The 21,912-nt window shown below is 70.9% G+C and carries 22 protein-coding genes; 7 read left to right on the top strand and 15 right to left on the bottom strand.

Annotation, left to right across the window (positions count from 1 at the left end; translation table 11 throughout):
- Nucleotides 1-144: 144 nt before the first annotated feature.
- A complete protein-coding gene (fbaA, locus tag ACZ5L9_RS08045; protein WP_464535955.1) occupies nucleotides 145-1,176 on the bottom strand; it encodes a class II fructose-bisphosphate aldolase in 1,032 nt (343 codons plus the stop codon).
- A 166-nt stretch (nucleotides 1,177-1,342) separates the two neighbouring features.
- On the opposite strand from fbaA, the gene ACZ5L9_RS08040 reads away from it, so the two are divergent.
- Nucleotides 1,343-2,242, top strand: a complete 900-nt coding sequence (locus ACZ5L9_RS08040; protein ID WP_464535953.1) for a diacylglycerol/lipid kinase family protein — start codon at nucleotides 1,343-1,345, stop codon at nucleotides 2,240-2,242.
- A gap of 4 nt (nucleotides 2,243-2,246) precedes the next feature.
- Here ACZ5L9_RS08040 and ACZ5L9_RS08035 read toward each other — a convergent pair whose 3' ends face one another.
- The gene (locus ACZ5L9_RS08035) at nucleotides 2,247-2,891 is read right to left on the bottom strand and encodes a TrmH family RNA methyltransferase (RefSeq protein WP_464536824.1); all 645 of its coding nucleotides are present in this window, start codon (nucleotides 2,889-2,891) and stop codon (nucleotides 2,247-2,249) included.
- Between the two features lie 124 nt (nucleotides 2,892-3,015).
- On the opposite strand from ACZ5L9_RS08035, the gene ACZ5L9_RS08030 reads away from it, so the two are divergent.
- Nucleotides 3,016-3,729, top strand: a complete 714-nt coding sequence (locus ACZ5L9_RS08030; RefSeq protein ID WP_464535951.1) for a DedA family protein — start codon at nucleotides 3,016-3,018, stop codon at nucleotides 3,727-3,729.
- 67 nt (nucleotides 3,730-3,796) lie between these two features.
- Here the strand turns inward: ACZ5L9_RS08030 and pyrE are convergent, their stop codons facing one another.
- Nucleotides 3,797-4,327, bottom strand: coding sequence for an orotate phosphoribosyltransferase (pyrE, locus tag ACZ5L9_RS08025; RefSeq protein WP_464535949.1), 531 nt, complete (start codon nucleotides 4,325-4,327; stop codon nucleotides 3,797-3,799).
- Between the two features lie 18 nt (nucleotides 4,328-4,345).
- On the opposite strand from pyrE, the gene ACZ5L9_RS08020 reads away from it, so the two are divergent.
- The gene (locus ACZ5L9_RS08020) at nucleotides 4,346-5,518 is read left to right on the top strand and encodes a pyridoxal phosphate-dependent aminotransferase (RefSeq protein ID WP_464535947.1); all 1,173 of its coding nucleotides are present in this window, start codon (nucleotides 4,346-4,348) and stop codon (nucleotides 5,516-5,518) included.
- 34 nt (nucleotides 5,519-5,552) lie between these two features.
- Here ACZ5L9_RS08020 and ACZ5L9_RS08015 read toward each other — a convergent pair whose 3' ends face one another.
- Nucleotides 5,553-6,656: a hypothetical protein gene (locus ACZ5L9_RS08015; protein ID WP_464535945.1), complete on the bottom strand. Its 1,104-nt coding sequence runs from the start codon at nucleotides 6,654-6,656 to the stop codon at nucleotides 5,553-5,555.
- A gap of 2 nt (nucleotides 6,657-6,658) precedes the next feature.
- A complete protein-coding gene (locus ACZ5L9_RS08010) occupies nucleotides 6,659-7,498 on the bottom strand; it encodes an aldo/keto reductase (RefSeq protein ID WP_464535943.1) in 840 nt (279 codons plus the stop codon).
- Between the two features lie 67 nt (nucleotides 7,499-7,565).
- On the opposite strand from ACZ5L9_RS08010, the gene ACZ5L9_RS08005 reads away from it, so the two are divergent.
- On the top strand, nucleotides 7,566-8,069 hold the full coding sequence (locus ACZ5L9_RS08005; protein WP_464535941.1) for a hypothetical protein: 504 nt from the start codon (nucleotides 7,566-7,568) through the stop codon (nucleotides 8,067-8,069).
- 109 nt (nucleotides 8,070-8,178) lie between these two features.
- On the opposite strand, the gene clpB is transcribed toward ACZ5L9_RS08005, so the two are convergent.
- On the bottom strand, nucleotides 8,179-10,785 hold the full coding sequence (gene clpB / locus ACZ5L9_RS08000; protein WP_464535939.1) for an ATP-dependent chaperone ClpB: 2,607 nt from the start codon (nucleotides 10,783-10,785) through the stop codon (nucleotides 8,179-8,181).
- A gap of 208 nt (nucleotides 10,786-10,993) precedes the next feature.
- Here clpB and ACZ5L9_RS07995 point away from each other — a divergent pair, with 208 nt between their 5' ends.
- Entirely contained in the window at nucleotides 10,994-11,662 is a 669-nt protein-coding gene (locus tag ACZ5L9_RS07995) for a hypothetical protein (protein WP_464535937.1), read from the top strand.
- Nucleotides 11,663-11,772: 110 nt separating this feature from the next.
- Here the strand turns inward: ACZ5L9_RS07995 and ACZ5L9_RS07990 are convergent, their stop codons facing one another.
- The 8 genes from ACZ5L9_RS07990 to dnaK form a co-directional block, all read right to left on the bottom strand.
- Nucleotides 11,773-12,231: a hypothetical protein gene (locus ACZ5L9_RS07990; protein ID WP_464535935.1), complete on the bottom strand. Its 459-nt coding sequence runs from the start codon at nucleotides 12,229-12,231 to the stop codon at nucleotides 11,773-11,775.
- A gap of 193 nt (nucleotides 12,232-12,424) precedes the next feature.
- The gene (locus ACZ5L9_RS07985) at nucleotides 12,425-12,712 is read right to left on the bottom strand and encodes a type IV toxin-antitoxin system AbiEi family antitoxin domain-containing protein (protein ID WP_464535933.1); all 288 of its coding nucleotides are present in this window, start codon (nucleotides 12,710-12,712) and stop codon (nucleotides 12,425-12,427) included.
- A gap of 207 nt (nucleotides 12,713-12,919) precedes the next feature.
- Nucleotides 12,920-13,804 carry an Abi-alpha family protein gene (locus ACZ5L9_RS07980; RefSeq protein WP_464535931.1) on the bottom strand — a complete coding sequence of 295 codons (885 nt, stop codon included), beginning with the start codon at nucleotides 13,802-13,804 and terminating at the stop codon, nucleotides 12,920-12,922.
- Entirely contained in the window at nucleotides 13,801-15,165 is a 1,365-nt protein-coding gene (locus tag ACZ5L9_RS07975; RefSeq protein ID WP_464536822.1) for a hypothetical protein, read from the bottom strand. Before ACZ5L9_RS07975 ends, ACZ5L9_RS07980 begins: the two co-directional genes overlap by 4 nt.
- Before the next feature lie 74 nt (nucleotides 15,166-15,239).
- On the bottom strand, nucleotides 15,240-15,704 hold the full coding sequence (locus ACZ5L9_RS07970) for a heat shock protein transcriptional repressor HspR (protein ID WP_464535929.1): 465 nt from the start codon (nucleotides 15,702-15,704) through the stop codon (nucleotides 15,240-15,242).
- A gap of 14 nt (nucleotides 15,705-15,718) precedes the next feature.
- Nucleotides 15,719-16,936: a DnaJ C-terminal domain-containing protein gene (locus tag ACZ5L9_RS07965; protein WP_464535927.1), complete on the bottom strand. Its 1,218-nt coding sequence runs from the start codon at nucleotides 16,934-16,936 to the stop codon at nucleotides 15,719-15,721.
- A gap of 155 nt (nucleotides 16,937-17,091) precedes the next feature.
- A complete protein-coding gene (grpE, locus tag ACZ5L9_RS07960; protein WP_464535925.1) occupies nucleotides 17,092-17,661 on the bottom strand; it encodes a nucleotide exchange factor GrpE in 570 nt (189 codons plus the stop codon).
- A complete protein-coding gene (dnaK, locus tag ACZ5L9_RS07955) occupies nucleotides 17,658-19,526 on the bottom strand; it encodes a molecular chaperone DnaK (protein ID WP_464535923.1) in 1,869 nt (622 codons plus the stop codon). Before dnaK ends, grpE begins: the two co-directional genes overlap by 4 nt.
- A gap of 150 nt (nucleotides 19,527-19,676) precedes the next feature.
- Here dnaK and ACZ5L9_RS07950 point away from each other — a divergent pair, with 150 nt between their 5' ends.
- Both ACZ5L9_RS07950 and ACZ5L9_RS07945 read left to right on the top strand, forming a co-directional pair.
- Nucleotides 19,677-20,315, top strand: coding sequence for a LysE family translocator (locus tag ACZ5L9_RS07950; protein WP_464535921.1), 639 nt, complete (start codon nucleotides 19,677-19,679; stop codon nucleotides 20,313-20,315).
- Between the two features lie 35 nt (nucleotides 20,316-20,350).
- Nucleotides 20,351-21,196, top strand: a complete 846-nt coding sequence (locus ACZ5L9_RS07945) for an aldo/keto reductase (protein WP_464535919.1) — start codon at nucleotides 20,351-20,353, stop codon at nucleotides 21,194-21,196.
- A 66-nt stretch (nucleotides 21,197-21,262) separates the two neighbouring features.
- Here the strand turns inward: ACZ5L9_RS07945 and ACZ5L9_RS07940 are convergent, their stop codons facing one another.
- Nucleotides 21,263-21,847 (bottom strand): hypothetical protein, encoded by a 585-nt coding sequence (locus ACZ5L9_RS07940; RefSeq protein WP_464535917.1) that lies wholly within the window; start codon nucleotides 21,845-21,847, stop codon nucleotides 21,263-21,265.
- Nucleotides 21,848-21,912: the final 65 nt, after the last annotated feature.

Here is a 21,912-nt window from a genome sequence, read left to right as displayed (position 1 = left end):
GCATCGGGAGGGCAGTTTGTTCCCTAGTACAACAAACCGGGCCGCAGGCCGCTCGGCCGGTGGTGGAGGCGAGCGCAGCGAGCCTCGAGGCCACCACTGTGACCGAGGGCCGAGTCGGCTGTGCCCGAGGGCCGAGTCGGCGGATCAGCCGATGGTGCGGCCCGCGGAGCTGAGGTGTCGGCAGGCCTCGACGACACGGGCCGACATGCCGGCCTCGGCGACCTTGCCCCAGGCGCGCGGGTCGTAGACCTTCTTCTCGCCGACCTCGCCGTCGATCTTCAGCACGCCGTCGTAGTGGGCGAACATGTGCCCCGCGGTGGCGCGGGTGTAGGCGTACTGGGTGTCGGTGTCGACGTTCATCTTCACCACGCCGTAGGAGACCGCGTCGCAGATGTCCTGCTCCGTGGAGCCCGAGCCGCCGTGGAAGACCAGGTTGAGCGGCTTGGCGCCGAGGGCGTCGCCGAACTTCGCCACGATCGCGGCCTGAGCGTCCTTGAGGATCTCGGGACGGAGCTTCACGTTGCCCGGCTTGTAGACGCCGTGCACGTTGCCGAAGGTGAGCGCGGCGAGGTATTCGCCCCGCTCACCGAGGCCGAGCGCCTCGACCATCTCGATCGCGTCGCCGGGCGTGGTGTAGAGCTTCTCGTCGATATCGCCGTGGACGCCGTCCTCCTCGCCGCCGACCACGCCGACCTCGATCTCGAGGATGACGTGCGCGGCCTGCGCCTTCGCGAGGAGCTCCTCGGCGATCGTGAGGTTCTCGCCGAGGGGTACGGCCGAGCCGTCCCACATGTGGCTCTGGAACAGCGGCGCCTCGCCGCGGGCGACCCGCTCGGCCGAGATCTCGAGCAGCGGTCGCACGAACCCGTCGAGCTTGTCCTGCGGGCAGTGGTCGGTGTGCAGCGCGATGTTCACGTCGTACTGCTTGGCCACCTCGGTGGCGTACGCCGCGAACGCGAGCGAGCCGTGGACCATGTTCTTCACGGTCGGGCCCGAGAGGTACTCCGCGCCGCCGGTCGAGATCTGGACGATGCCGTCCGAGCCGGCCTCGGCGAAGCCCGCCAGCGCAGCGTTGAGCGTCTGCGAGGACGACACGTTGATCGCCGGGAAGGCGAAGCCCTGCGACTTCGCGGTCGCGATCATCTCGGCGTACTTCTCGGGGCTGGCAATCGGCATGACAGAGGACTCCTCAACGGGCAAACAGGCTCGGCTCCGCCTCAATCTAGGGCCGGTTCCGGTACCCGGTAAGCGCCCGGAACCATTGGACCGATCCAACGTCTCCGTTGGCACGATCCAAGGAGTGTGAAGTCCGCCACTGGCCCTTCTGGCTACCGTGCGTGGCATGAACTCCTACCTCGTCCTGACCTCTCCCGCGGCCGGGAACACCGACGACCAGACGATCGAGGACGCCCTCGAGGTGCTGCGCGGGGCCGGCCCGGTCGAGGTCGTCGAGACGAGCAGCCCCGAGGAGCTGGACGCCGCGCTCGACCGACGTGACGACCGCACCGTGGTGATCGCCGGCGGCGACGGCAGCCTGCACGCCGTCCTCGACCGACTGCACCACCGCGGCGAGCTGGACCACGGCCCCCTGGGGTTGCTCCCGCTCGGCACCGGCAACGACTTCGCGCGTGGCCTGGGACTGCCGATCGGGCCGCGCGGCCCGGCCGAGGCAGCCGCCGTGATCCTCACCGGGCACGCGCGCCCCCTCGACCTGCTCCTCGACGAGGAGGCCGACAGCGTGGTGGTGAACAGCGTCCACGCCGGCGCCGGTGCCGACGCCGCCCGCGCCGGGCGCACCTGGAAGGAGCGCTGGGGCCGGATCGGGTACGCCCTCGGTGCGATCACCACGATCGTCGCGCCCGAGGACGTTCGGGTCAGCGTCCACGTCGACGGCGAGACGGTCAGCACCGACGCGCGGCCCGTTCTCCAGGTGGCGATCGGCAACGGCCCGTACGTGGGCGGCGGTGCTCCGCTGACGCCCGACGCCCGACCCGACGACGGGCAGCTCGACGTCCTGATCGCCGCGACCCGCTCGCTCCGTGGGCGGATCGCCTACGCCGCCGGCGTGGTGGTCGGTCGCCACCCGCGCAGCGGCGACGTGACCTGCCGGCGCGGGCAGCGCGTCGAGGTCAGCGGCGAGGAGTTCTGGTGCAGCGCCGACGGCGAGCTGACCGGGCCCTACCGGCGCCGGGTCTGGTGCGTCCTGCCGGCCGCCTACTCGATGATCGTGCCCGAGGCGTGACCGCTCAGCCGCGCCAGGCCTCCTCGGCGCCGAGGTCGGCGTGCCGCACCACCCAGGAGTGCATCGCGATCGCGGCGGCCGAGGACGCGTTGATCGAGCGGGTCGAGCCGAACTGGGCGATCGAGAACGTGCCGTCGCAGGACTCCCGGGCCTGCTCGGAGAGCCCGGGTCCCTCCTGGCCGAAGAGGAAGCACACGTCCTTCGGCAGCTCCATCGTCTCGAGGTGGAGCGAGCCGGGCAGGTTGTCGATGCCCAGCAGCGACACGGCGGGGGTGCGCTCGCGCAGGTAGGCCGCGAGGTCCGGGACGGTCGCGTGGTGCCTGATGTGCTGGTAGCGGTCGGTCACCATCGCTCCGCGGCGGTTCCAGCGGCGGTTGCCGACGATGTGCACCTCGGCGGCCAGGAACGCGTTGGCGGAGCGCACGATCGTGCCGATGTTGAAGTCGTGCTGCCAGTTCTCGATGGCGACGTGGAAGGAGTGCCGTCGGGTGTCGAGATCGGCGCGGATCGCCTCAAGGGACCAGTAGCGGTAGCGGTCGACGACGCTGCGCCGATCGCCGTGCTCCAGCAGCTCGGGATCGTACTGCTCGCCCGTCGGCCACTCCCCTGCCCACGGCCCGACGCCCACCTCGGGCTGCCCGTGCGGCATGGGGTCGTACGGGGACCGAGCGGGCTCGTCGGGGACGCCCGCGGCACCAGGCGTACGTGGTTCTTCGTCCATCAGTTGCACCGCCGCCATCTCATGATCAGGTATCGCCGTCTAGGGTTCGGGTGTGCACGATCTTCTCGTCCAGGCCATCAGCCTCCATGACTTCACCCAGTGGCTGAGCCCGGACTTCCTGCTTCACAAGTTCGGCGCGGCCCTGTTCTGGGTCGGCATCATCGTGCTCTTCATCGAGTGCGGCCTGTTCTTCCCGTTCCTCCCGGGCGACACCCTGCTCTTCGCGATGGGCCTGTTCATCGCCGAGGGCAAGGTCAGCATCCTGCCCGGTGGCCACGTCGCCGACCTGTTCTTCGTGCTCGCGGTCTACACCGCCGCGGCGTTCGCGGGCAACGTCACGGGCTATTACATCGGGGAGAAGATCGGGCCCGCGATCTATGAGCGCGACGGCGCGATCATCAAGCGCCAGTACATCGACCAGACCTCGGAGTTCTTCGACAAGCACGGTCACACCGCGCTGGTCGCCGGCCGGTTCGTCCCGTTCGTCCGTACGTACATCACGCTGGTCGCCGGCGTGACCCGGATGGAGAAGCGCGCGTTCTTCGTGTGGAGCGCCATCGGCGCCATCGGCTGGGTCTGCCTGCTGACCCTGATCGGGTTCATCCTGGGCAAGAGCTTCCCGGCGCTGGGCAAGTACATCGACCTGGTCACCTACGGCCTGCTCGCCGTGACAGTCGTCGTCATCGGCGTCGAGTGGCTGCGCAAGCGCCGCGAGGCGTCGGTGAAGGCCAAGGCGGGCAGCGAGAGCGCGCCCTCGAGCAAGTAGCTCCTGACAGACGGGCCGGGCGGAGGGTCAGCCTCCGCCCGGCCGTCTGCGTTCGCGGATCGTCTGCTCAGCCCTGGACCGCGTCCAGCTCGGCGCGGGTCAGCACCGAGCGGATCGCGAGGTCGACGTCGCGCAGGGACTCGCCGGGCTCCGGCGAGCGGTCGATCGCGCAGATGACGGTGTCGACGATCGCGCCCGCGGGACGCAGGGCGTTGACGGCGTCGCGAACCGCCCCGCCCGAGGTGATGACGTCCTCGATGAGGGTGACGCGCCGGCCGTCGAAGTCCGGGCCCTCGGCAAGCTTGGCGGTGCCGTACTCCTTGGCCTTCTTGCGGATGAAGATGACCGGGATGCCCGTCTTCGCGCTGACCATGGTGGCGATCGGGATGCCGCCCATCTCCAGGCCGCCGAGCAGCTCGGTGCCCTCCGGCAGCATGTCGACCATCTGCGTGGCGACGCGCTCCAGGAGCGCCGGCTGGGCCTCGAAGAGGTACTTGTCGAAGTAGGTGTCGCTCACCTGTCCGGAGCGCAGGGTGAAGCTGCCGTGCAGGCGGCAGGTGGCGTCGATGTCGGCGGCGAGCGTGGGATCCGTGGTCACGCGAATAGCCTAGGCGGCGTGACCGTCTCCCGCCTTCGCGGCATTCCCCCGACGATCTTCACCGAGATGTCAGCCCTCGCGGTGTCGACCGGCGCGGTCAACCTGGGGCAGGGCTTCCCGGACGTCGACGGGCCGGCCTCCGTGCTCGAACGGGCCGCTGCGGCCCTGCGGGAGGGCGCCAACCAGTACGCCCCCGGCCCGGGCGTGCCCGTGCTGCGCGAGGCGATCGCGCGACACCAGGAGCGGCGCTACGGGCTGTCGTTCGACCCCGCGTCCGAGGTCGTCGTGACGACCGGCGCGACCGAGGCGATCGCGAGCGCGATCCTCGGGCTGGTGGAGCCCGGGGATGAGGTGGTGCTGCTCGAGCCCTACTACGACTCCTACCTGGCGATGATCCGGATGGCGGGTGGCGTACGGCGACCGGTGACCCTGCGGGCGCCCGACTTCCGGCTCGACGTCGACGAGTTGCGGGCCGCCGTCGGCCCCCGGACGCGGATGATCCTGCTCAACACCCCACACAACCCCACCGGCACCGTGCTGAGCCGCGAGGAGCTGCAGGCCGTCGCCGACGTGGCGATCGAGCACGACCTCGTCGTGGTCACCGACGAGGTGTACGAGCACCTGGTCTTCTCGGGCGCCGAGCACGTCCCGCTGGCGTCCCTGCCGGGGATGCGGGAGCGCACGCTGACGCTGTCGAGCCTGGGCAAGTCGTACTCGTTCACCGGATGGAAGGTCGGCTGGGCGGTCGGACCCGAGCGGCTGGTCGGGGCGGTGCTGAGCGCCAAGCAGTGGCTGACCTTCACCTCGGGCTCGCCGCTGCAGGTGGCGGCGGCGTACGCGCTGGACGAGGAGCCGGCCTGGCCGGGCATGCTGCGCGCCTCGCTGGAGGAGCGGCGCGACCTGCTCTGCTCCGGCCTGCGCGCCATCGGGCTGCCGACGACGACGCCTCAGGGCACCTACTTCGCCACCTCCGACATCGGCGCGCTCGGCTGGGCCGACGGCAACGCCTTCTGCCGTGCCCTGCCGACGCGGGCGGGCGTGGTGGCGATCCCGGTGCAGGGCTTCTACGACCCCGACCGGCCCGGCGAGGCGAACCCCGGGCGGCAGCTGGTGCGGTGGGCGTTCTGCAAGCGGCCCGCGGTGCTCTCCGACGCGTTGGAGCGGCTCGGCCGCGCCGACCTCACCGCCTAGACCAGTCCCCGTGGGCGGCCGCCCCGATCCGAGATCAAGCGCGTCCGGTGAACCAGTCGTTGGCCGGGCGGCGGTGGAGCATCACGATGACGGCGACCGCGCCGGCCAACGTGACGAGCGAGACCACCGAGGTGACGGCGAGGACGCTGAGCACGATGCACAGGCCGGACATCACGGTGAGCACGACCCGAGCACCCGCCGAGCGGCGCAGCACGAACGCGGCGGCGACGATCGCGACGATCGCCGCGACGACGACGATCACGCCGAGCACGGCCAGGCCGATCCCCAGCTCGTGCGCGCTGAAGCCGCCGGTGTCGTACCCGTGCTTGTCGAGCTCATCGAGCATGTCCTGTGCCATCGTGCCGCCGACGATCGCGAGCAGCACGCCGAGGGCGGCGCTGAGGCCGGAGAGGACGAAGGTGATGACCGCGGCAGCGGTCACCGGGCCCGGTCGCCGGCCGGCGGCGGACGCTGGGCCGGTTCCGGTGCCGGTGCTGGCGGGGGACGCGGCGGCCGGGTAGGGAGAGGCCGCCTGCGGCGGCGGGTACGAGGAGAGGTCCGGGCTCGCGTACGGGCTGGTCCGCCCGGGAGGCGGCGCGTACGGCGGAGGCGCCTGGGGCTTTCCGTCGGCCGGCGCGGGCGGCCCGGTGGGGGGCCCCGTGGGCGGCTCGGTGGGCGGCGGTCCGCTCTCGGACGGAGCGGCCAGGCGCGCCTGAGGATCGAACCAGGCGCTCGCCGTCGGCAGCCACAGGACGACCACCGCGACGGCGACCAGGATCGCGAAGAGCGGCTCGATCGCCAGGCCCGCGATCACCATCGGGCCCGCGACGATCGCGAGCACGATCCGGGCCGCCCGGGAGCGCTGCAGCGCCTGCCAGCCCAGGATCACGGAGGCGGCCGCGCAGGCGCCGGTCACCATGCCGACCACCTTGAGGACCCGCAGCCAGCCCTCGACCGTGATGCCGAGCCCGGTGGGCTCGTCGCCGATCAACCGCTCGACGGCGGTGCGGGTGTCGAGGCTGTGCAACGAGGAGATCTGGTCGAAGGCGGCGACCAGCAGCACCAGCGAGCCGCCGATCACCGCCAGGCCCGCGAAGGTGACCTGCTGTGGGCGCACCGGTCCCTTCTCGTCGGGCACGCTCACATCTCCTCGTGGGTGTCGGGATCGCCCCCGAAGAGACGGCCGTCGGGGCGGCCGAGCGCGGTGATCGCGTCGACCTCGGCGGCGGTGAGCTCGAAGTCGAAGAGCGAGCGGTTCTCGACCTGGCGCGACGGGGTAGCGGACTTCGGGATCGGGATCGAGCCGAGCTCGACGTGCCAGCGCAGGATGACCTGGCCCGGGGTGACCCCGAGACGCTGCGAGGCCGCGACGACCGGAGGGGCGTCGTACTGGCCCTGGCGCTTGCCCATCGGGCTCCACGCCTCGGTGCGGATGCCCAGCTCGGCGTGCACCGCGCGCATCTCGGCCTGCGGGAAGAGCGGGTGCAGCTCGATCTGGTTCACCACCGGCGTCACGCCGGTCTCGGCGATGATCCGGCGCAGGTGCGCCTCGGTGAAGTTGGAGACGCCGATCGCCTTGACCAGGCCCTGCTTCTGCAGCTCGATCAGGGCCTGCCACGCCTCGACGTAGAGGTCGCGGCTCGGGTTGGGCCAGTGGATGAGGTGGAGGTCGAGGTGGTCCAGACCGAGACGGTGCAACGACTCCTTGGTGGAGGCGATCGCCTCGTCGTACGCGTGGTGGCGGCCGGGGATCTTGCTGCACACCTGGACCTGGTCGCGCGCGACGCCGCTCTCGCGCAGCGCCTGGCCGACCTCGGCCTCGTTCTCGTAGTTGACCGCCGTGTCGAGCAGTCGGTAGCCGTTGTCGAGGGCGCTGCCGATCGCCTGGACGCCCTCGGCGCCCTTGAGCGGATAGGTGCCGAAGCCGATCGCGGGCAGGGTGGTGCCGTCGTGCAGGGTGTAGGTCGGTACGTCGCTCACGACTCGATCCTAAGCAACGGGCGGGCATCGACCTCCCTCACGCCGTCAGCCGTGGCACGATCACGTCATGACGGAGCCGGAGGACACGTCACCCGCCGAGCAGGCGGACCCGCACCTGCGCCGCGAGGCGCTCACGATGGCCCTCTACGTGGCCGTCTGCCTGCTGGCCTCGATGATCGCGGTGCCGGACGACACCGAGCACGCGCACGCACTCGGCATCGTGTGGGGCATCTCGCTCGGGCTGGTGCTGGCGCACCTGTTCGCGTTCCAGGTCTCGACCCGGGTCGTCGGCGACGGCCGGGTGCGGGCCGCCGACCTCCGCCTCGCCGCCGCCCAGCTCGTCGGTGCGGCCGCCGCGGCGCTGCTCGCCACCATCCCGGTGATCCTGCTGCCGGACTCCCGCGAGGTCGTCTGGGTCGAGGTGGTGATGGCGCTGCTGATCGCGACGGCCGGGTACGACGTGGCCCGCGGCGCTGGCGCCCGCCGGCTGGTGGCGATGCTCTACGGCGCCGTCGTGCTGCTGGTGGCGCTCGCGATCGCGCTGGTGAAGAACCACCTGGCGGGGCACTGACGGGCCGGGTCGGCTCGTCGAGGTATGCAGCCGAACCAGCGCTTCCCGTGCGGAGCTCCGCACGGGAAGCGCTGGTTGACCGGCATACCTTGATGAACCGGCGCGCCGCTCAGACGCTCAGCATCAGCCCGTCCTCGCCGCGATCGACCGTGACGTGGCCCCCGTCGCCGACCTGGCCGCCGATAAGCAGCTTGGCCAGGTTGTCGCCGATCGCCGACTGCACCAGGCGGCGCAGCGGACGGGCGCCGTACGCCGGGTCGTAGCCGACCTCGGCCAGCCACTGCTTCGCGGCGTCGGTGACCTCGATCGTGATCCGCCGGACCGCGAGCCGCTTCTCCAGGGAGGCGAGCTGCAGATCGACGATGTAGGTGAGCTGCTCCTTGCTCAGCGCCTCGAAGGTCACGATCTCGTCGAGCCGGTTGAGGAACTCGGGCTTGAAGCTCGCCCGCACCATCGCCATCACCGACTCGCGCTGCTTCTCCGGGTCGAGCGTCGGGTCCACGAGGAACTGCGAGCCGAGGTTGGAGGTCAGGATCAGGATCGTGTTGCGGAAGTCCACGGTCCGGCCCTGGCCGTCGGTGAGCCGGCCGTCGTCGAGCACCTGGAGCAGGATGTCGAAGACCTCGGGGTGGGCCTTCTCGACCTCGTCGAGGAGCACCACGGAATACGGCCGACGCCGGACCGCCTCGGTCAGCTGGCCGCCCTCGTCGTAGCCGACGTAGCCCGGAGGGGCACCGACGAGCCGCGAGACCGAGTGCTTCTCGGAGTACTCGCTCATGTCGATGCGCACGATCGCGCGCTCGTCGTCGAAGAGGAAGTCGGCGAGCGACTTGGCGAGCTCGGTCTTGCCGGTGCCGGTCGGGCCGAGGAAGAGGAACGAGCCGGTGGGGCGGTTGGGGTCGGCGATGCCGGCCCGGCTGCGCCGTACGGCGTCGGCGACCGCCGAGACGGCCGCACGCTGGCCGATCAGCCGCTTGCCGATCTCCTGCTCCATCTCGAGCAGCTTGGCGGTCTCGCCCTGGAGCATGCGCCCTGTCGGGATGCCGGTCCAGGCCTCCACGACGTCGGCGATCTGCTCGGGTCCGACCTCCTCGCCCACGAGCGGCGGGAGTGCCTCGCCGCCGGGGAGCGCCTTCCCCGCGTCCGTGGCGGTGGCCTGGGCGATCTGCTGCTCGAGGACCGGGATGCGGCCGTACAGGATCTCCGAGGCGCCGCCGAGGTCGCCCTCGCGCTGCAGCCGCTCGGCCTCCATCCGGAGCTGGTCGAGCTGACGGCGCAGGTCGCCCTCCCCCTCGAGGGAGGCCTTCTCCCGCTCCCAGCGGATCTCGAGGCCGCGCAGCTCCTCCTCCTTGTCGGCGAGGTCGGCGCGCAGCGTGGCGAGCCGGTCGACGGAGGCGTCGTCGGACTCCTTGGCGAGCGCGAACTCCTCCATCTTGAGCCGGTCGACCTGGCGGCGAAGCTGGTCGATCTCCTCCGGGCTGGACTCGATCTCCATGCGCAGGCGCGAGGCGGCCTCGTCGATGAGGTCGATGGCCTTGTCGGGGAGCTGGCGGCCGGTGATGTAGCGGTCGGACAGGGTCGCAGCGGCGATGAGCGCCGCGTCGGTGATCCGGACGCCGTGGTGGGCCTCGTACTTCTCCTGGATGCCGCGCAGGATCTGGATGGTGTCCTCGACCGACGGCTCGCCGACGTAGACCTGCTGGAAGCGGCGCTCGAGGGCCGGGTCCTTCTCGATGGACTCGCGGTACTCGTCGAGCGTGGTCGCGCCGATCATGTGGAGCTCGCCGCGGGCCAGCATCGGCTTGAGCATGTTGCCGGCGTCCATCTGGCTGTCACCGCCGGCGCCCGCGCCGACCACGGTGTGCAGCTCGTCGATGAAGGTGATGATCTGGCCCTCGGCCTGCTTGATCTCCTCGAGGACCGCCTTGAGCCGCTCCTCGAACTCGCCGCGGAACTTGGCGCCCGCGACCATGCCCATCAGGTCCAGCGAGAGCACGCGGCGGCCCTTGAGCGAGTCCGGCACGTCACCGGCGACGACGCGCTGCGCCAGCCCCTCGACGACGGCGGTCTTGCCGACGCCGGGCTCGCCGATCAGGACCGGGTTGTTCTTCGTACGACGGGAGAGGACCTGGACGACGCGCCGGATCTCCTGGTCACGGCCGATGACCGGGTCCAGGCGGCCCTCTTCGGCGGCCTGGGTGAGGTCGACGGAGTACTTCTCCAGGGCCTCGTACGTCGACTCGGCGTCCTGGCTGGTGACACGGCGCGAGCCGCGGATCGCCGTCAGCGACTCGCGCAGGCCGTCGGCGCTCAGGCCCGCCTCGGTGAGGACGCGCTTGGCGCTCGACTCGACCGTGGCGAGGCTGATGAGCAGGTGCTCGGTCGCGACGTACTCGTCCTTCATCGACTGGGCGAGCTCGAGCGCACCGGCGAGCACGCGGGAGACGGCGGCGCCGAAGCTCGGCTGGCCGACGGTCTCGCCGCTGACCTTGGGCAGCCCGTCGCGCTGCGCGGCAGCGGCGCGGACGAGGGCGGGTGCGTCGGCGCCGGCCTTGGCGACCAGGTTGGCCGCGCTTCCGTCCTCCTGCAGGAGCAGGGCGACGAGCAGGTGGATGGGCTCGATCGTCGAATTTCCTGCCGTCGTTGCCGCCAACTGACAGGCCTCGAGCGCCTCACGGCTCTTGGTGGTGAACTTGTCGATCCCGAACTGGCTCATCTTCTTCTCTTGCTCTCCTGCGTCGAGGTGGTCATGGCGAGCAGCGATCTCCTTCGCAATTCTGCTGCTCATACCCGACAACGCACCACAAGTTGAGTCTGTTCCACTCAACTTTGAATTTGATACCCCCGGCGGCATCTGGTCTGGTGGGACTACCTTTCCGTAGTCATCAGTGACTACTCATGCTTTCGGCGCAAGGAGTCTCCCCATGCCGTTCCTGACCCGCGACCTTCCCCCGGGCGGTCGTCACGTCGACCGCGCGGTGCCGCCCGTGGCACCGGTCGCCCCCGCCGCCGCGCGCCTGCGCCAGCTGATCCCGGTCGGGCTCCTGGTCGCCGCCTCCTCGGCCGGTGTCGCCGTCAGCCCGATGCTCGGCGGAACCTCGGCGGTGGCCGACGCCGGCCACGGCGCCGCCCTGCACTTCCCCGGCACGATCCCGAACCCCGAGGCCTCATCGTCCGCGACGCAGGTCAACCGCACCGCGTACGTCATCTCCCGCGACGCCGGCCGGCACGTCGCCCAGGACCCGGCCGACGGCACGTCCTCGTCCGTCGCCGCCGTCACCGGCGGCAGGCACCGCGCAGACACGGCCGCCGGCACGCCGACCGCTGCAGCCACCTCGACCCCGAAGCACGCCGCCCCGAAGCACGCCGCCTCGCCGGCGACCGAGGCCGCCAGCGTCGCGCAGCCGGGCGCCGACACGTCGAGCCCGGGATCGATCGCGGGATCGAGCACGGGATCGAGCGATACCACCTCCGCCTCGGCCGCCTCCACCCCCAGCGCGAGCGCCACCCAGCAGCCCGACGTCCTCACCGGCGTGGGCGAGGTCGTCGGCGGCGTGCTCGGCGCGGTCGGCGGCCTGCTCGGGGGCAGCTGACCGGTCGGTTCGTCGAGGTATGCAGACGAACCCGCGCTTCCCGTGTGGAACTCACCGTGGGAAGTGTCGGTTCGGCTGCATACCTTGACGGACCAGCCGCCGCGAACGAGCTACGAGGCGATCCGGAGGGCCCGCCGCACCCGGGCGAGGGTCTGCTGCGGGAGTCGGAAGTCATCCCAGACGAGCCGGAACATCCGGCCCGCCGTGAGCTCGCGGATCTCGTCCTCGCGGCGCTTCTCCTCGAAGACGACATCGCCGGGGGTCTGCTCGGGCCTGAGCAGCCGGCCGTACTTGACGGCTCCGTCGAACTCGCCGTACTCCCGGCGTTCGGGCCACGCCCAGTCGGTGATCGCGGCGGTGGTGCCGTCGGCGCGCACGACCCTGAACTGCAGCACCGGTGGCGGGATGCGACCGACGTGGAAGAGCCAGCGACCGCGCGACTCTCCGACCGATCCCGAGCGGCCGTCCGCCATCGGGACCACGTGCCCCAGGTGGCGCATGAAGGGCCACTGCTGGAGCAGGTCGTATGACGCCTCCAGCGCCTCGCGATCGAAGGTCGACGAGCGCAACCCGGAGTCGAGCAGGCAGAGAGCCTCCTCGTCGCCGCCGCGCGAGGCCGCCTCGAGTACGCAGCGCTCGGCGCGCAGGACCGGCAGCCCACCGGCGCAGGTGACGTCGTCATCGAGGCAGAAACCTCGTGGTGGACCACATCGCCTTCGAGCCGCCCTGCTCCGCCGTCGAGCCGGGTGACGTGCACGCGCGTCAGGTCGTACCCCAGACGTCGATGCCGTGCGCGATCACGCCGGAGACATGGCTGAGCGCGACGACGTCGCCGAGCGATCGCATCACGGCGCCCGAGCGGATCCGATGCCGCGCGACGGGCTTGAGCGGCTCCCATTCGTCCACGAAGACGTACGCCCCGCGGCGCAGCCGCATCCAGATGCGCTGACGCACCATCCGGGTCACCGCGCGGTCGTCGTAGCCGGCTCCACGGGCCTCGGCACGGGTGAAGAAGCCGTGCTCGGCGGTCAGGATGCGCAGGGGGTCCATCGCTCCAGCCTCAGCCGATCCGCTGGAGCGTGCGGCGGCCAACCAATCTGCTGTGGAAACAGATGCCGGTGCGCCTACCTGTGGACGTCTTCTGGACATACAGGCCGGTGCAGGTCGATCAAGGTATGCAGCCGAACCCGCACTTCCCGCGCGGAACTCACCGTGGGAAGCGTCGGTTCGGCTGCATACCTCGACGAACCAGCAGCCTCAGCCCCGCGGCGCCTCCGAGGCGTCGGCAGCGAGCGGAGCGGCGTGCTCGGGGAAGGTCGCGTGGGCGTCGTCGACCAGGCACGCCTTGCAGAAGCCCGTGCCGAACGGCGTGAGCTGCACCGAGCGACGTACGACCTTGGTCGCCCGGGCCGCGTGCAGCGCGGCGAGCACGTCGGGCTGGGCTTCGACGACCTGGTACTCGAGCGGATCCTTGAGCTGCTCGCGGGAGAACCAGATCAGGCCGAGCCGGAAGAGGTTGTTGAGGTAGGCGGGGACCTGGTCGACGTGGCGCAGGCCGGCGCGGGCGCCGATCATGTTGAGCTGCGCGGCGATCAGGTGCGAGCCGGCGAGCGACCCGGTCCGTACGTCGACCGACGGCTGTGGGCCGCCCTCGACCAGCAGCACCAGGATCCGGGCCTCGTCCGGCGCGAGCTCGCTGAGGATGTGCACGTACGCGGGGTGGGCACCGTCGTCGTCCCAGACGTCCCGCGACCGGGCAAGCAGCGCCTCGCCCTGCTCACGCAGCGTCCGGGGCGTCCCGGCCCCGCTCCGGCCCGGTGCATGCACGGAGGCGGCTGAGCGGCCGTTGGCGGGCGTGAGCGCCTGGCCGACCTGGACGACGGCCTCGCCGAGCGTCATGCCGGAGCCGAGTCCCTTGGCCACGTCGGCCACCACCCCGGAGGCCGCGGCGACGCCGGCCGCCACGTCGATGGCGGCACGCGGGTTCGCGACCACCCCGGCGACCCGGCGGCCCGTACGCATCCCCGCGACGACTCCCCACTGGGCGGTCCGCAGCCAGGACGTCGCCGCCAGCCGCGCCACGCCCGGGATCGCCTGGACGGCGCCGTTGCGGCGCACCTCGGGAACCTGGTCAGGGGTCATCGTCCGCCTCCTCCGACGCCGAAGATCGAGAGGTGGATGAAGCCACCCACCACGCCCATGATCGCGCCATGGGCATAGAGCATCCACTCGTCCTCCCGGATGGCCGAGCGCATCATCTCGACGAAGTCACGCGGAGGCAGCTCCTTGGTCCGCTCGGCGACCAGGGCTCGGATCTTGCCGGACTGCTGCCGGCTGAACTCCTCGTCGCGGAACGGCAGCAGCGTGCGGTCGACGGCCTCGACCGCGAAGCCCCGCTTGATCGCCTCGTACGAACGCGCGCCGAGCGCGATCCGAGCAGCGCCACGGGCCAGGCCGGCGGCCCGGTCGATGGCCGGGCCGAGCGCCGCCATCAGCATCGCGCGGGTCCGGTCACCGCGCGGTCCGTCGACCAGGAAGTCGCCGATCCGCTCGAGGGTGATGACGTCGTCGGCGATGATCTTGGCGTACACCTCCGCCGCCTCGTCCTGCCGGCGCAGGAAGAGGCCGTGGAAGCGGACCCCGAAGTAGCGGGTCGGCTCGACGGGCTCGAAGATCAGCCACATGCCCAGCAGGTTGGTCGCCCAGCCGACGCCGATGCCGAGGATGGGCAGCAGCCACCACTGGTGGAACCAGTGGTCCAGGAACGCGACCGGGATGCCGAAGAGGAAGCCGAAGACGAACCCGATGTTGACCATCGTGTTCAGCTCCTTCTGGCCGATGTCCTTGAAGACCCGGACGACGAGCTCGGGGTTGGCGCGGAAGTGCTCGATCACCATGATCTTCGGGTCGAGCAGCTGATCGATGTGCTCACCGATCTCGCGGGTGATGGTGTGCACGACGGCGGGCAGCTGGGCCTGGACCCGGGCCACGACGGCGCGCTTGGCGGGCAGGGGCAGGTCGCGCCACGCGGCCGGCGAGGCCTGCCGCATCACGTCGTCGACCAGCTGCGGGATCTCCGGGGCGAACATCGTGACGATGTGCTCGCCGATCTTCTCCGGCTCGAGCTGTTGGTAGAACTCCGCCGGCGTGCCGAGCTTGGCGATCGCCTTGTCGACGGCGATCGAGCCCATCTTGGCGGCACGGGCGGGCACGATGCCCTGCCAGCCGAGACCGCCCTGGAGGATCCCCGGGACCTCCTGGATCTTGCGCGGCAGCACGCGGGCGAGCGCGGCCATCCCCTTGATCCGCACGCCGTGGAAGTGGATCGGGTAGAAGAGCATGATCAGGCCGGTCCAGTTGATCAGCCAGCCGACGGCGCCGGTGAAGAGCGGGATCGAGAGGAACGCGATCCAGTCGTGGACCGAGTCGAGGTTGCTCAGCGTCCAGTCGACGTTGCTCAGGTAGTCCTCGATCTGCTCGAACGTCGCGCTCACCGCCTCCATCACGGGCAGCGATGCCCCATGCACCCCCGCCCCGCGGATAACGTAGCGAACCCGCGCGGGTTACTCGCGGCCGGTCAGCGGCCGCGCCGCCACACGACGACGGACTGCCCGGGGTCGGGCGGCCGGATCGCCGGTACGCGGGAGGTGACGGCCGAGCTCGTGCGGCGGGTTGCGAGCGCGTCGCGGAGCAGCTCGCGGGCCGTGGCGAGCTCGGCGAGGAGCTCCTCGTTGCGCGCGGTGAGCGCGTCGACCCGGTTCTCCAGCTCGAGGATGCGGCGCACGCCCTCGATGCCGATCCCCGACGCGGTCAGGTCCGCGATCGTGCGCAGCAGCTCGAGGTCGCGGTGGGAGTAGCGGCGGCCGCCTCCCCCGGTCCGGCCGGGGGTGATCAACCCCATCCGCTCGTACGTGCGCAGGGTCTGCGGGTGCAGCCCGGTCAGCTCGGCCGCGACCGAGATGACGTAGACGGCCTGCCCGGGATCGGGCCCGGCGGCGCCGGGCGCACCCGGCACCGCCGGCCGCCCCGACTGCTCAGGCACACGGCCGGCCACGGCTACGCCTGCGCCGGGTCGTCGAAGAGCTTGCTGCGCAGCGGCTTGTGCGCGGTGGCGTCGCGGTAGGCCTCGACGGCCGCACGGGTCGCCGGGTCGAGGACCGCGGGCACCTGCACCTCGACAGTGGCCAGCAGGTCACCCATGGTGCCGTCGGTCTTGCGCGCGCCCTTGCCGCGGACCCGGAACGTACGCCCGGTGGGCGTCCCGGCCGGGATCTTGAGCGTGACGGCGCCACCGGCGAGGGTCGGGATCTTGATGTCGGCGCCCAGCGCGGCCTCGTCGAAGGAGACCGGCACGTCGATGGTGAGGTTGTCGCCCTTGCGACCGAAGACGCGGTGGCCGGTGACCCGCACGGTGACGTAGAGATCGCCGGCGGGGCCGCCGTTCTCACCGGCGCCGCCCTTGCCGCGCAGCCGGATCCGCTGGCCGTCCTTCACCCCGGCCGGGATGCGGGCCTGGATGGTGCGCGCCGAGGTGCCGCGACCGCTGCCGTGGCAGGTCGGGCAGGGCTCGTCGTAGATCAGCTGCCGACCGCCGCAGCGGGGGCAGGTCTCGTTGAGGGAGAAGGCGCCGCCGACGCCGTTGACGATGTAGCCGGCTCCGTCGCACTCGGGGCAGACCTTCGGCTTGGTGCCGGGCTTGCCGCCGGTCCCCGAGCAGTCCGGGCAGGGGGCGTCGGACGACATCCGCAGCGAGATGGTGACGCCCTCGAGGGACTCGTTGAAGCCGATCGTCGCGGTCGACTCGACGTCCTGACCCTTGGTCGCCCGGGCGCGGCCCCGCCGGGTGCCGAAGCCGCCGCCGGTGGTCGCGGTGCCGAAGAGGTCGCCGAACATGTCGCCGAAGCCGCCACCGCCGGCGCCGCCGGCCTGGCCGCGATCGCCGAAGAGGTCCTCGAAGTTGTAGCCGCGACCGGCACCGCTCCCGCCCGGGAAGCCGCCGCCCTGGCCGCCGAAGCCGAAGCCGCCGCCGTAGAGCGAGCGCATCTCGTCGTACTTCTTGCGCTTCTCGACGTCACCGACGACGTCGTACGCCTCCGCGACCCGCTTGAACCGCTCGTGCTTGGCGGTGTCATCGGGGTTGGAGTCGGGGTGGTTCTCCCGCGCCAGCTTGCGGTAGGCCTTCTTGATGTCGTCGGCGCTGGCGTCCTTGGCGACGCCCAGCTCCTTGTAGAAGTCCTTGGTGGCCCAGTCGGACCGGACAGACTCGTCCGCCACCCCTCCTCCTTTCCTACGTTGTTACGGGCCGAACCCGGTGGTTGAGCCCAGTGGTCGAGCCCAGTGGTCGAGCCCAGTGGTCGAGCCCGGTAGTCGAACCCGAACCCGGTGGTCGAGCTTGTCGAGACCCCGTCCCGACAAGCCCGACCGACCGATCACTCGGGATCGACGACCAGCACCTGAGCGGCACGCACGACGCGGTCACCGATCCGGTAGCCGGCCTTGGCGAGCACCTTGACGGTGGTCACCTCGACCGAGGCGTCCGCGCCGAGGTGCGAGAGCGCCTCGTGGAACTGCGGGTCGAACGCCTCGCCGGCCTCGCCGAACCTGCTCAGACCCTGGGCCGTGACGACCCGCTCGAGCTGGTCGGCGACCTGCTTGAGGTCGGCCGAGAGCTCGCCGTGTTCGCGGGCCCGGTCGATCGTGTCGAGCACCTCGACGATCGGCGCCAGCACCTTGTACGTCGCGTTCTCGGCCACCAGCTCCCGGTCGCGCTCGACGCGCTTGCGGTAGTTGACGTACTCGGCCTGGAGACGCTGCAGGTCCGTGGTCAGCTCGTCGATCTTGGCGGTCAGGCCGTCCGGCTCGGGCTGCCCGACGGCGTCCTCGACCGCGTCCGCGGCCGGGGCCGCATCGCCGAGAGACTCCTCGACCTCGTCGCCGCCGACGGAGCCCGTGTCGGGCTCCGTCGGCTGGACGGCGTCCTGGCCGTTGGCCTCGGTCACTTGTCCTCGCCCGGCTCGTCGACGATCTCGGCGTCGACGACGTCGTCGTCGCCCTCACCCGTCGCGCCGCCGGCTCCGGCAGCGCCACCGGCGGCGGCCTGCTCGGCCTCGGCAGCGGCGTACATCGCGGCGCCCATCTTCTGGCTCGACTCACCGAGCTTGCTGATGGCGGCCTGGATGACGTCCTTGTCCGCCTCAGCCCCAGCGTCCGATGCTGTCTCGAGGACGGCCTTGAGGGCGTCGACGTCGGCCTGGACCTCGGTCTTGACGTCCTCCGGGACCTTCTCCGCGTTGTCGGCGAGGAACTTCTCGGTCGAGTAGACCAGCGAGTCGCCCTGGTTGCGGACCTCCACCGACTCACGCCGGCGAGCGTCCTCTTCCGCGTACTGCTCGGCCTCGCGCACCATGCGGTCGATCTCGTCCTTGCCGAGGGCGGAGCCGCCGGAGATCGTCATCGACTGCTCGCGGCCGGAAGCCTGGTCCTTGGCGGAGACGTGGACGATGCCGTTGGCGTCGATGTCGAAGGTGACCTCGATCTTCGGGATGCCGCGCGGCGCCGGCGGGAGGCCGGTCAGCTCGAAGTTCCCGAGCGCCTGGTTCTGGGCCCAGATCGCACGCTCGCCCTGGGCGACCTTGATCTCGACCGACGGCTGGTTGTCGTCAGCGGTCGTGAAGATCTCGGAGCGCTTGGTCGGGATCGTCGTGTTGCGCTCGATCAGGGTGGTGAAGACACCGCCCTTGGTCTCGATGCCGAGCGACAGCGGGGTGACGTCGAGGAGCAGCACGTCCTTGACCTCGCCCTTGAGGACGCCAGCCTGCAGGGCAGCGCCGACGGCGACGACCTCGTCGGGGTTGACGCCCTTGTTGGGCTCCTTGCCGCCGAGCAGCTCCTTGACGACCTCGGTCACGGCCGGCATGCGGGTCGAGCCGCCGACGAGGACCACGTGGTCGATCTCGGAGAGCGCGATCCCGGCGTCCTTGAGGACGTTCTGGAACGGCACCTTGGTGCGCTCGAGCAGGTCGGACGTGATCTTCTGGAACTCCGCGCGGGTCAGCGTCTCCTCGAAGTGGAGCGGGCCCGACTCGCCGTGCGTGATGTACGGCAGGTGGATCGTGGTGTTCTGCGAGGAGGAGAGCTCGATCTTCGCCTTCTCCGCGGCCTCCTGGAGGCGCTGGGTGGCGATCTTGTCGGCGCTCAGGTCGACGCCGTTGGCGTTCTTGAACTTGCCGACCATCCACTCGACGACGCGGTTGTCCCAGTCGTCGCCACCGAGGTGGTTGTCGCCGGAGGTCGCCTTGACCTCGACGACGCCCTCGCCGATCTCGAGCAGGGAGACGTCGAACGTGCCGCCACCGAGGTCGAAGACCAGGATGGTCTGGTCCTCGCCCTTGTCGAGGCCGTACGCGAGCGCGGCCGCGGTGGGCTCGTTGACGATGCGGGCGACGTTGAGGCCCGCGATCTCGCCGGCCTCCTTGGTGGCCTGGCGCTGCGCGTCGTTGAAGTACGCGGGCACGGTGATGACGGCGTCGGTGACGGTCTCACCGAGGTAGGCCTCGGCGTCGCGCTTCAGCTTCTGCAGCACGAAGGCGCTGATCTGCTGGGGCGTGAACTTCTTGTCGTCGACCTCGATCGTCCAGTCGGTGCCCATGTGGCGCTTCACCGAGCGGATGGTGCGGTCGACGTTGGTGACCGCCTGACGCTTGGCGACCTCGCCGACGAGGACCTCGCCGGACTTGGCGAAGGCGACGACGGAGGGGGTCGTACGGGCGCCCTCCGCGTTCGCGATGACGGTGGGCTCGCCGCCCTCCAGGACCGACACCACGCTGTTCGTGGTGCCGAGGTCGATACCGACCGCACGTGCCATGGGTGTTACCTCCGAAGAATGGGTGTGTGGCTCTGCGGCCATCCTGCCGCCGCGAAGCCAGTCTGCCAAATAAGTTGAGTCTGATCAACTCAACTTTGTTCACTGGGTCGAACGCACACGGCTGGCGGAACATTCCGTCATACTGCTGTGATGCCGCCGCTGCACGCGCTCCTCGCCTTCTGCCTCGCGTCGATCGTGTTGATCGAGATCCCCGGCCCGAGCCTGCTCTTCGCGCTCGGCCGCGCCCTCACCGTCGGACGTCGCGAGGCGCTGCTCTCGGTGCTCGGCAACGCGCTCGGCCTGCTGGTCCAGGTGGCGGCGGTGGCGATCGGGCTGGGCGCCGTGGTGGCGGCCTCCGCGACGGCCTTCACCGTGCTCAAGATCGTCGGCGGCCTCTACGTCGCCTATCTCGGCGTGCAGTCGATCCGGCACCGTCGCGACGCGCGTGCGGCGCTGGAGGCCCCTGCCACCGAGCCGCTCGACGGGATCCGCGCGCTGCGGACCGGTCTGCTGGTGGGGATGACCAATCCCAAGACGGTGGTCTTCTTCGTCGCGTTCCTGCCGCAGTTCGTGGAGCGCTCGCATCCGGCGGCCCCGCAGCTGCTCCTGCTCGGCCTGATCTTCGCGGTACTGGCGGTCGCCTCGGACGCCTGCTGGGTGCTCGCCGCGAGCCGCGCCAAGTCGTGGTTCGCCCGTGAGCCGAAGCGGATGGACCGCCTCGGCGCCACCGGAGGCGTGATGATGATCGGGCTCGGTGGCGTGCTCCTCACCGCCGGCAACGGCAGCTGAGCGAGGGCCCTGGGCCGCGTGTCTATCGTCGAGGCATGAGCGTTCCCTCCTTGACCCTCAACGACCAGACGACCATCCCCCAGTTCGGCGTCGGCGTGTGGCAGGTGCCCGCCGACGAGTCCCAGCGCGTGGTGTCCGAGGCCCTTGAGCTCGGCTACCGCCACGTCGACACCGCCCAGATGTACGGCAACGAGCAGGGCGTCGGCGCCGCCATCGCCGCCTCCGGTCTCACCCGCGACGATGTCTACGTCACCACCAAGCTCAACAACGGATTCCACGAGCCGGCCCGCGCGAAGGAGTCGCTGGCGGAGTCCCTCGAGCGGCTCAGGCTCGACCGGGTCGACCTGTTCCTCATCCACTGGCCGCTCCCCACCGAGTACGACGGCGACTTCACCCGCACCTGGGAGGCGCTGATCGAGCTGCGCGATGAGGGCCTGACCCGCTCCATCGGCGTCTCGAACTTCCAGGGTGCCCACCTCGACACCATCGTCGCCGCCACCGGCGTGGTCCCGGCGGTCAACCAGATCGAGGTGCATCCGTACTTCGACAATGTCGCCCGCCAGGACACCCTGCGCCACGGCGCGACGGTCGAGGCGTGGTCACCGCTCGGCCAGGGCGGCGGCGAGCTCGACGACCCCGTGATCACGGCGCTGGCCGAGCGCTACGGCAAGTCCGCCGCCCAGGTGATCCTGCGCTGGCACCTCGACCGCGGCGACATCGTCTTCCCGAAGTCGACCCATCGCGAGCGCCTCGCGGAGAACATCGACGTCTTCGACTTCGCGCTGACCGCCGACGAGGTGACCTCCCTCAACGCCCTCGACAAGGGCGAGGACGGCCGTACGGGCCCGCACCCGGACACCTTCGACTGGATTCCCGCGTAGGCCGGTCTCGACGGGCCTATCTCGACAGGCTCGACCACCATGTCCGGAGGTCGAGCCTGTCGAGACCTATCCGACGGTGACCCGGACGACGTTCGAGGTCGTGCCGGAGGTGGTGTCGCGCATCCGGAACTTCTGCACGCCGAGCTGCCCGGTCTGCACGTACGTCGCGAACTGGCCGCCCGAGACGGCCGCGTTGACCGACAGGAAGTCCTGCCACTTGCCGTCGAGCTGGCGCTGCACCTGCAGGATCGCGCCCTCGCCGCCGGGGTAGACGCCGGTCAGGTCGATCTGCTGCATCGGCGCGACCGAGGTCTCGCCGGCCGAGAGGGTGATCTGCTTGGCCGGGGCACTCGCGCTCGTGCTCGGCGAGGCCGACGTCGTCTGGCTCGGCTCCTCGGACGGCTCGGCGCTCGTCGTCGACGGGGCCAGCGTGACCAGCGGGTCGCTCGGAGTCGGCGTGGGCGACGGCGTCGGCAGGTAGAGCGTCTGCGCGGACGAGGCCGTGCCGTTGTCGTCGCCACCGACACCGAAGACGCGGGTCGCCACGATCGCGACGATGCCGAGCACCAGACCCACCGCGAGGGTCACCGAGACCAGCGCGATCAGGCCGGCGAGAATCGGATGCTTCTCATCCTGGCGGGGCAACTGCACGGATGTCCTTCCTCGAGCCGGTCCCGCCCATCCTCGCAGGCCGGGCCAACCGACGACGAACCCGC

This window comes from Nocardioides sp. JCM 18998 (genome assembly GCF_055391535.1).
This window is presented reverse-complemented; position numbering and strand designations above follow the sequence as displayed.

Excerpts from the sequence above, each read along its gene's own strand:
- dnaK (WP_464535923.1), bottom strand. The coding sequence starts at position 19,526 with ATGGCACGTGCGGTCGGTATCGACCTCGGCACCACGAACAGCGTGGTG.
- ACZ5L9_RS08040 (WP_464535953.1), top strand. The coding sequence starts at position 1,343 with ATGAACTCCTACCTCGTCCTGACCTCTCCCGCGGCCGGGAACACCGAC.
- ACZ5L9_RS08035 (WP_464536824.1), bottom strand. The coding sequence starts at position 2,891 with ATGCCGCACGGGCAGCCCGAGGTGGGCGTCGGGCCGTGGGCAGGGGAG.
- fbaA (WP_464535955.1), bottom strand. The coding sequence starts at position 1,176 with ATGCCGATTGCCAGCCCCGAGAAGTACGCCGAGATGATCGCGACCGCG.
- ACZ5L9_RS08005 (WP_464535941.1), top strand. The coding sequence starts at position 7,566 with ATGACGGAGCCGGAGGACACGTCACCCGCCGAGCAGGCGGACCCGCAC.
- ACZ5L9_RS07995 (WP_464535937.1), top strand. The coding sequence starts at position 10,994 with ATGCCGTTCCTGACCCGCGACCTTCCCCCGGGCGGTCGTCACGTCGAC.
- ACZ5L9_RS07975 (WP_464536822.1), bottom strand. The coding sequence starts at position 15,165 with ATGGAGGCGGTGAGCGCGACGTTCGAGCAGATCGAGGACTACCTGAGC.
- ACZ5L9_RS07950 (WP_464535921.1), top strand. The coding sequence starts at position 19,677 with ATGCCGCCGCTGCACGCGCTCCTCGCCTTCTGCCTCGCGTCGATCGTG.
- clpB (WP_464535939.1), bottom strand. The coding sequence starts at position 10,785 with ATGAGCCAGTTCGGGATCGACAAGTTCACCACCAAGAGCCGTGAGGCG.
- ACZ5L9_RS07945 (WP_464535919.1), top strand. The coding sequence starts at position 20,351 with ATGAGCGTTCCCTCCTTGACCCTCAACGACCAGACGACCATCCCCCAG.
- ACZ5L9_RS07980 (WP_464535931.1), bottom strand. The coding sequence starts at position 13,804 with ATGACCCCTGACCAGGTTCCCGAGGTGCGCCGCAACGGCGCCGTCCAG.
- ACZ5L9_RS07985 (WP_464535933.1), bottom strand. The coding sequence starts at position 12,712 with ATGGACCCCCTGCGCATCCTGACCGCCGAGCACGGCTTCTTCACCCGT.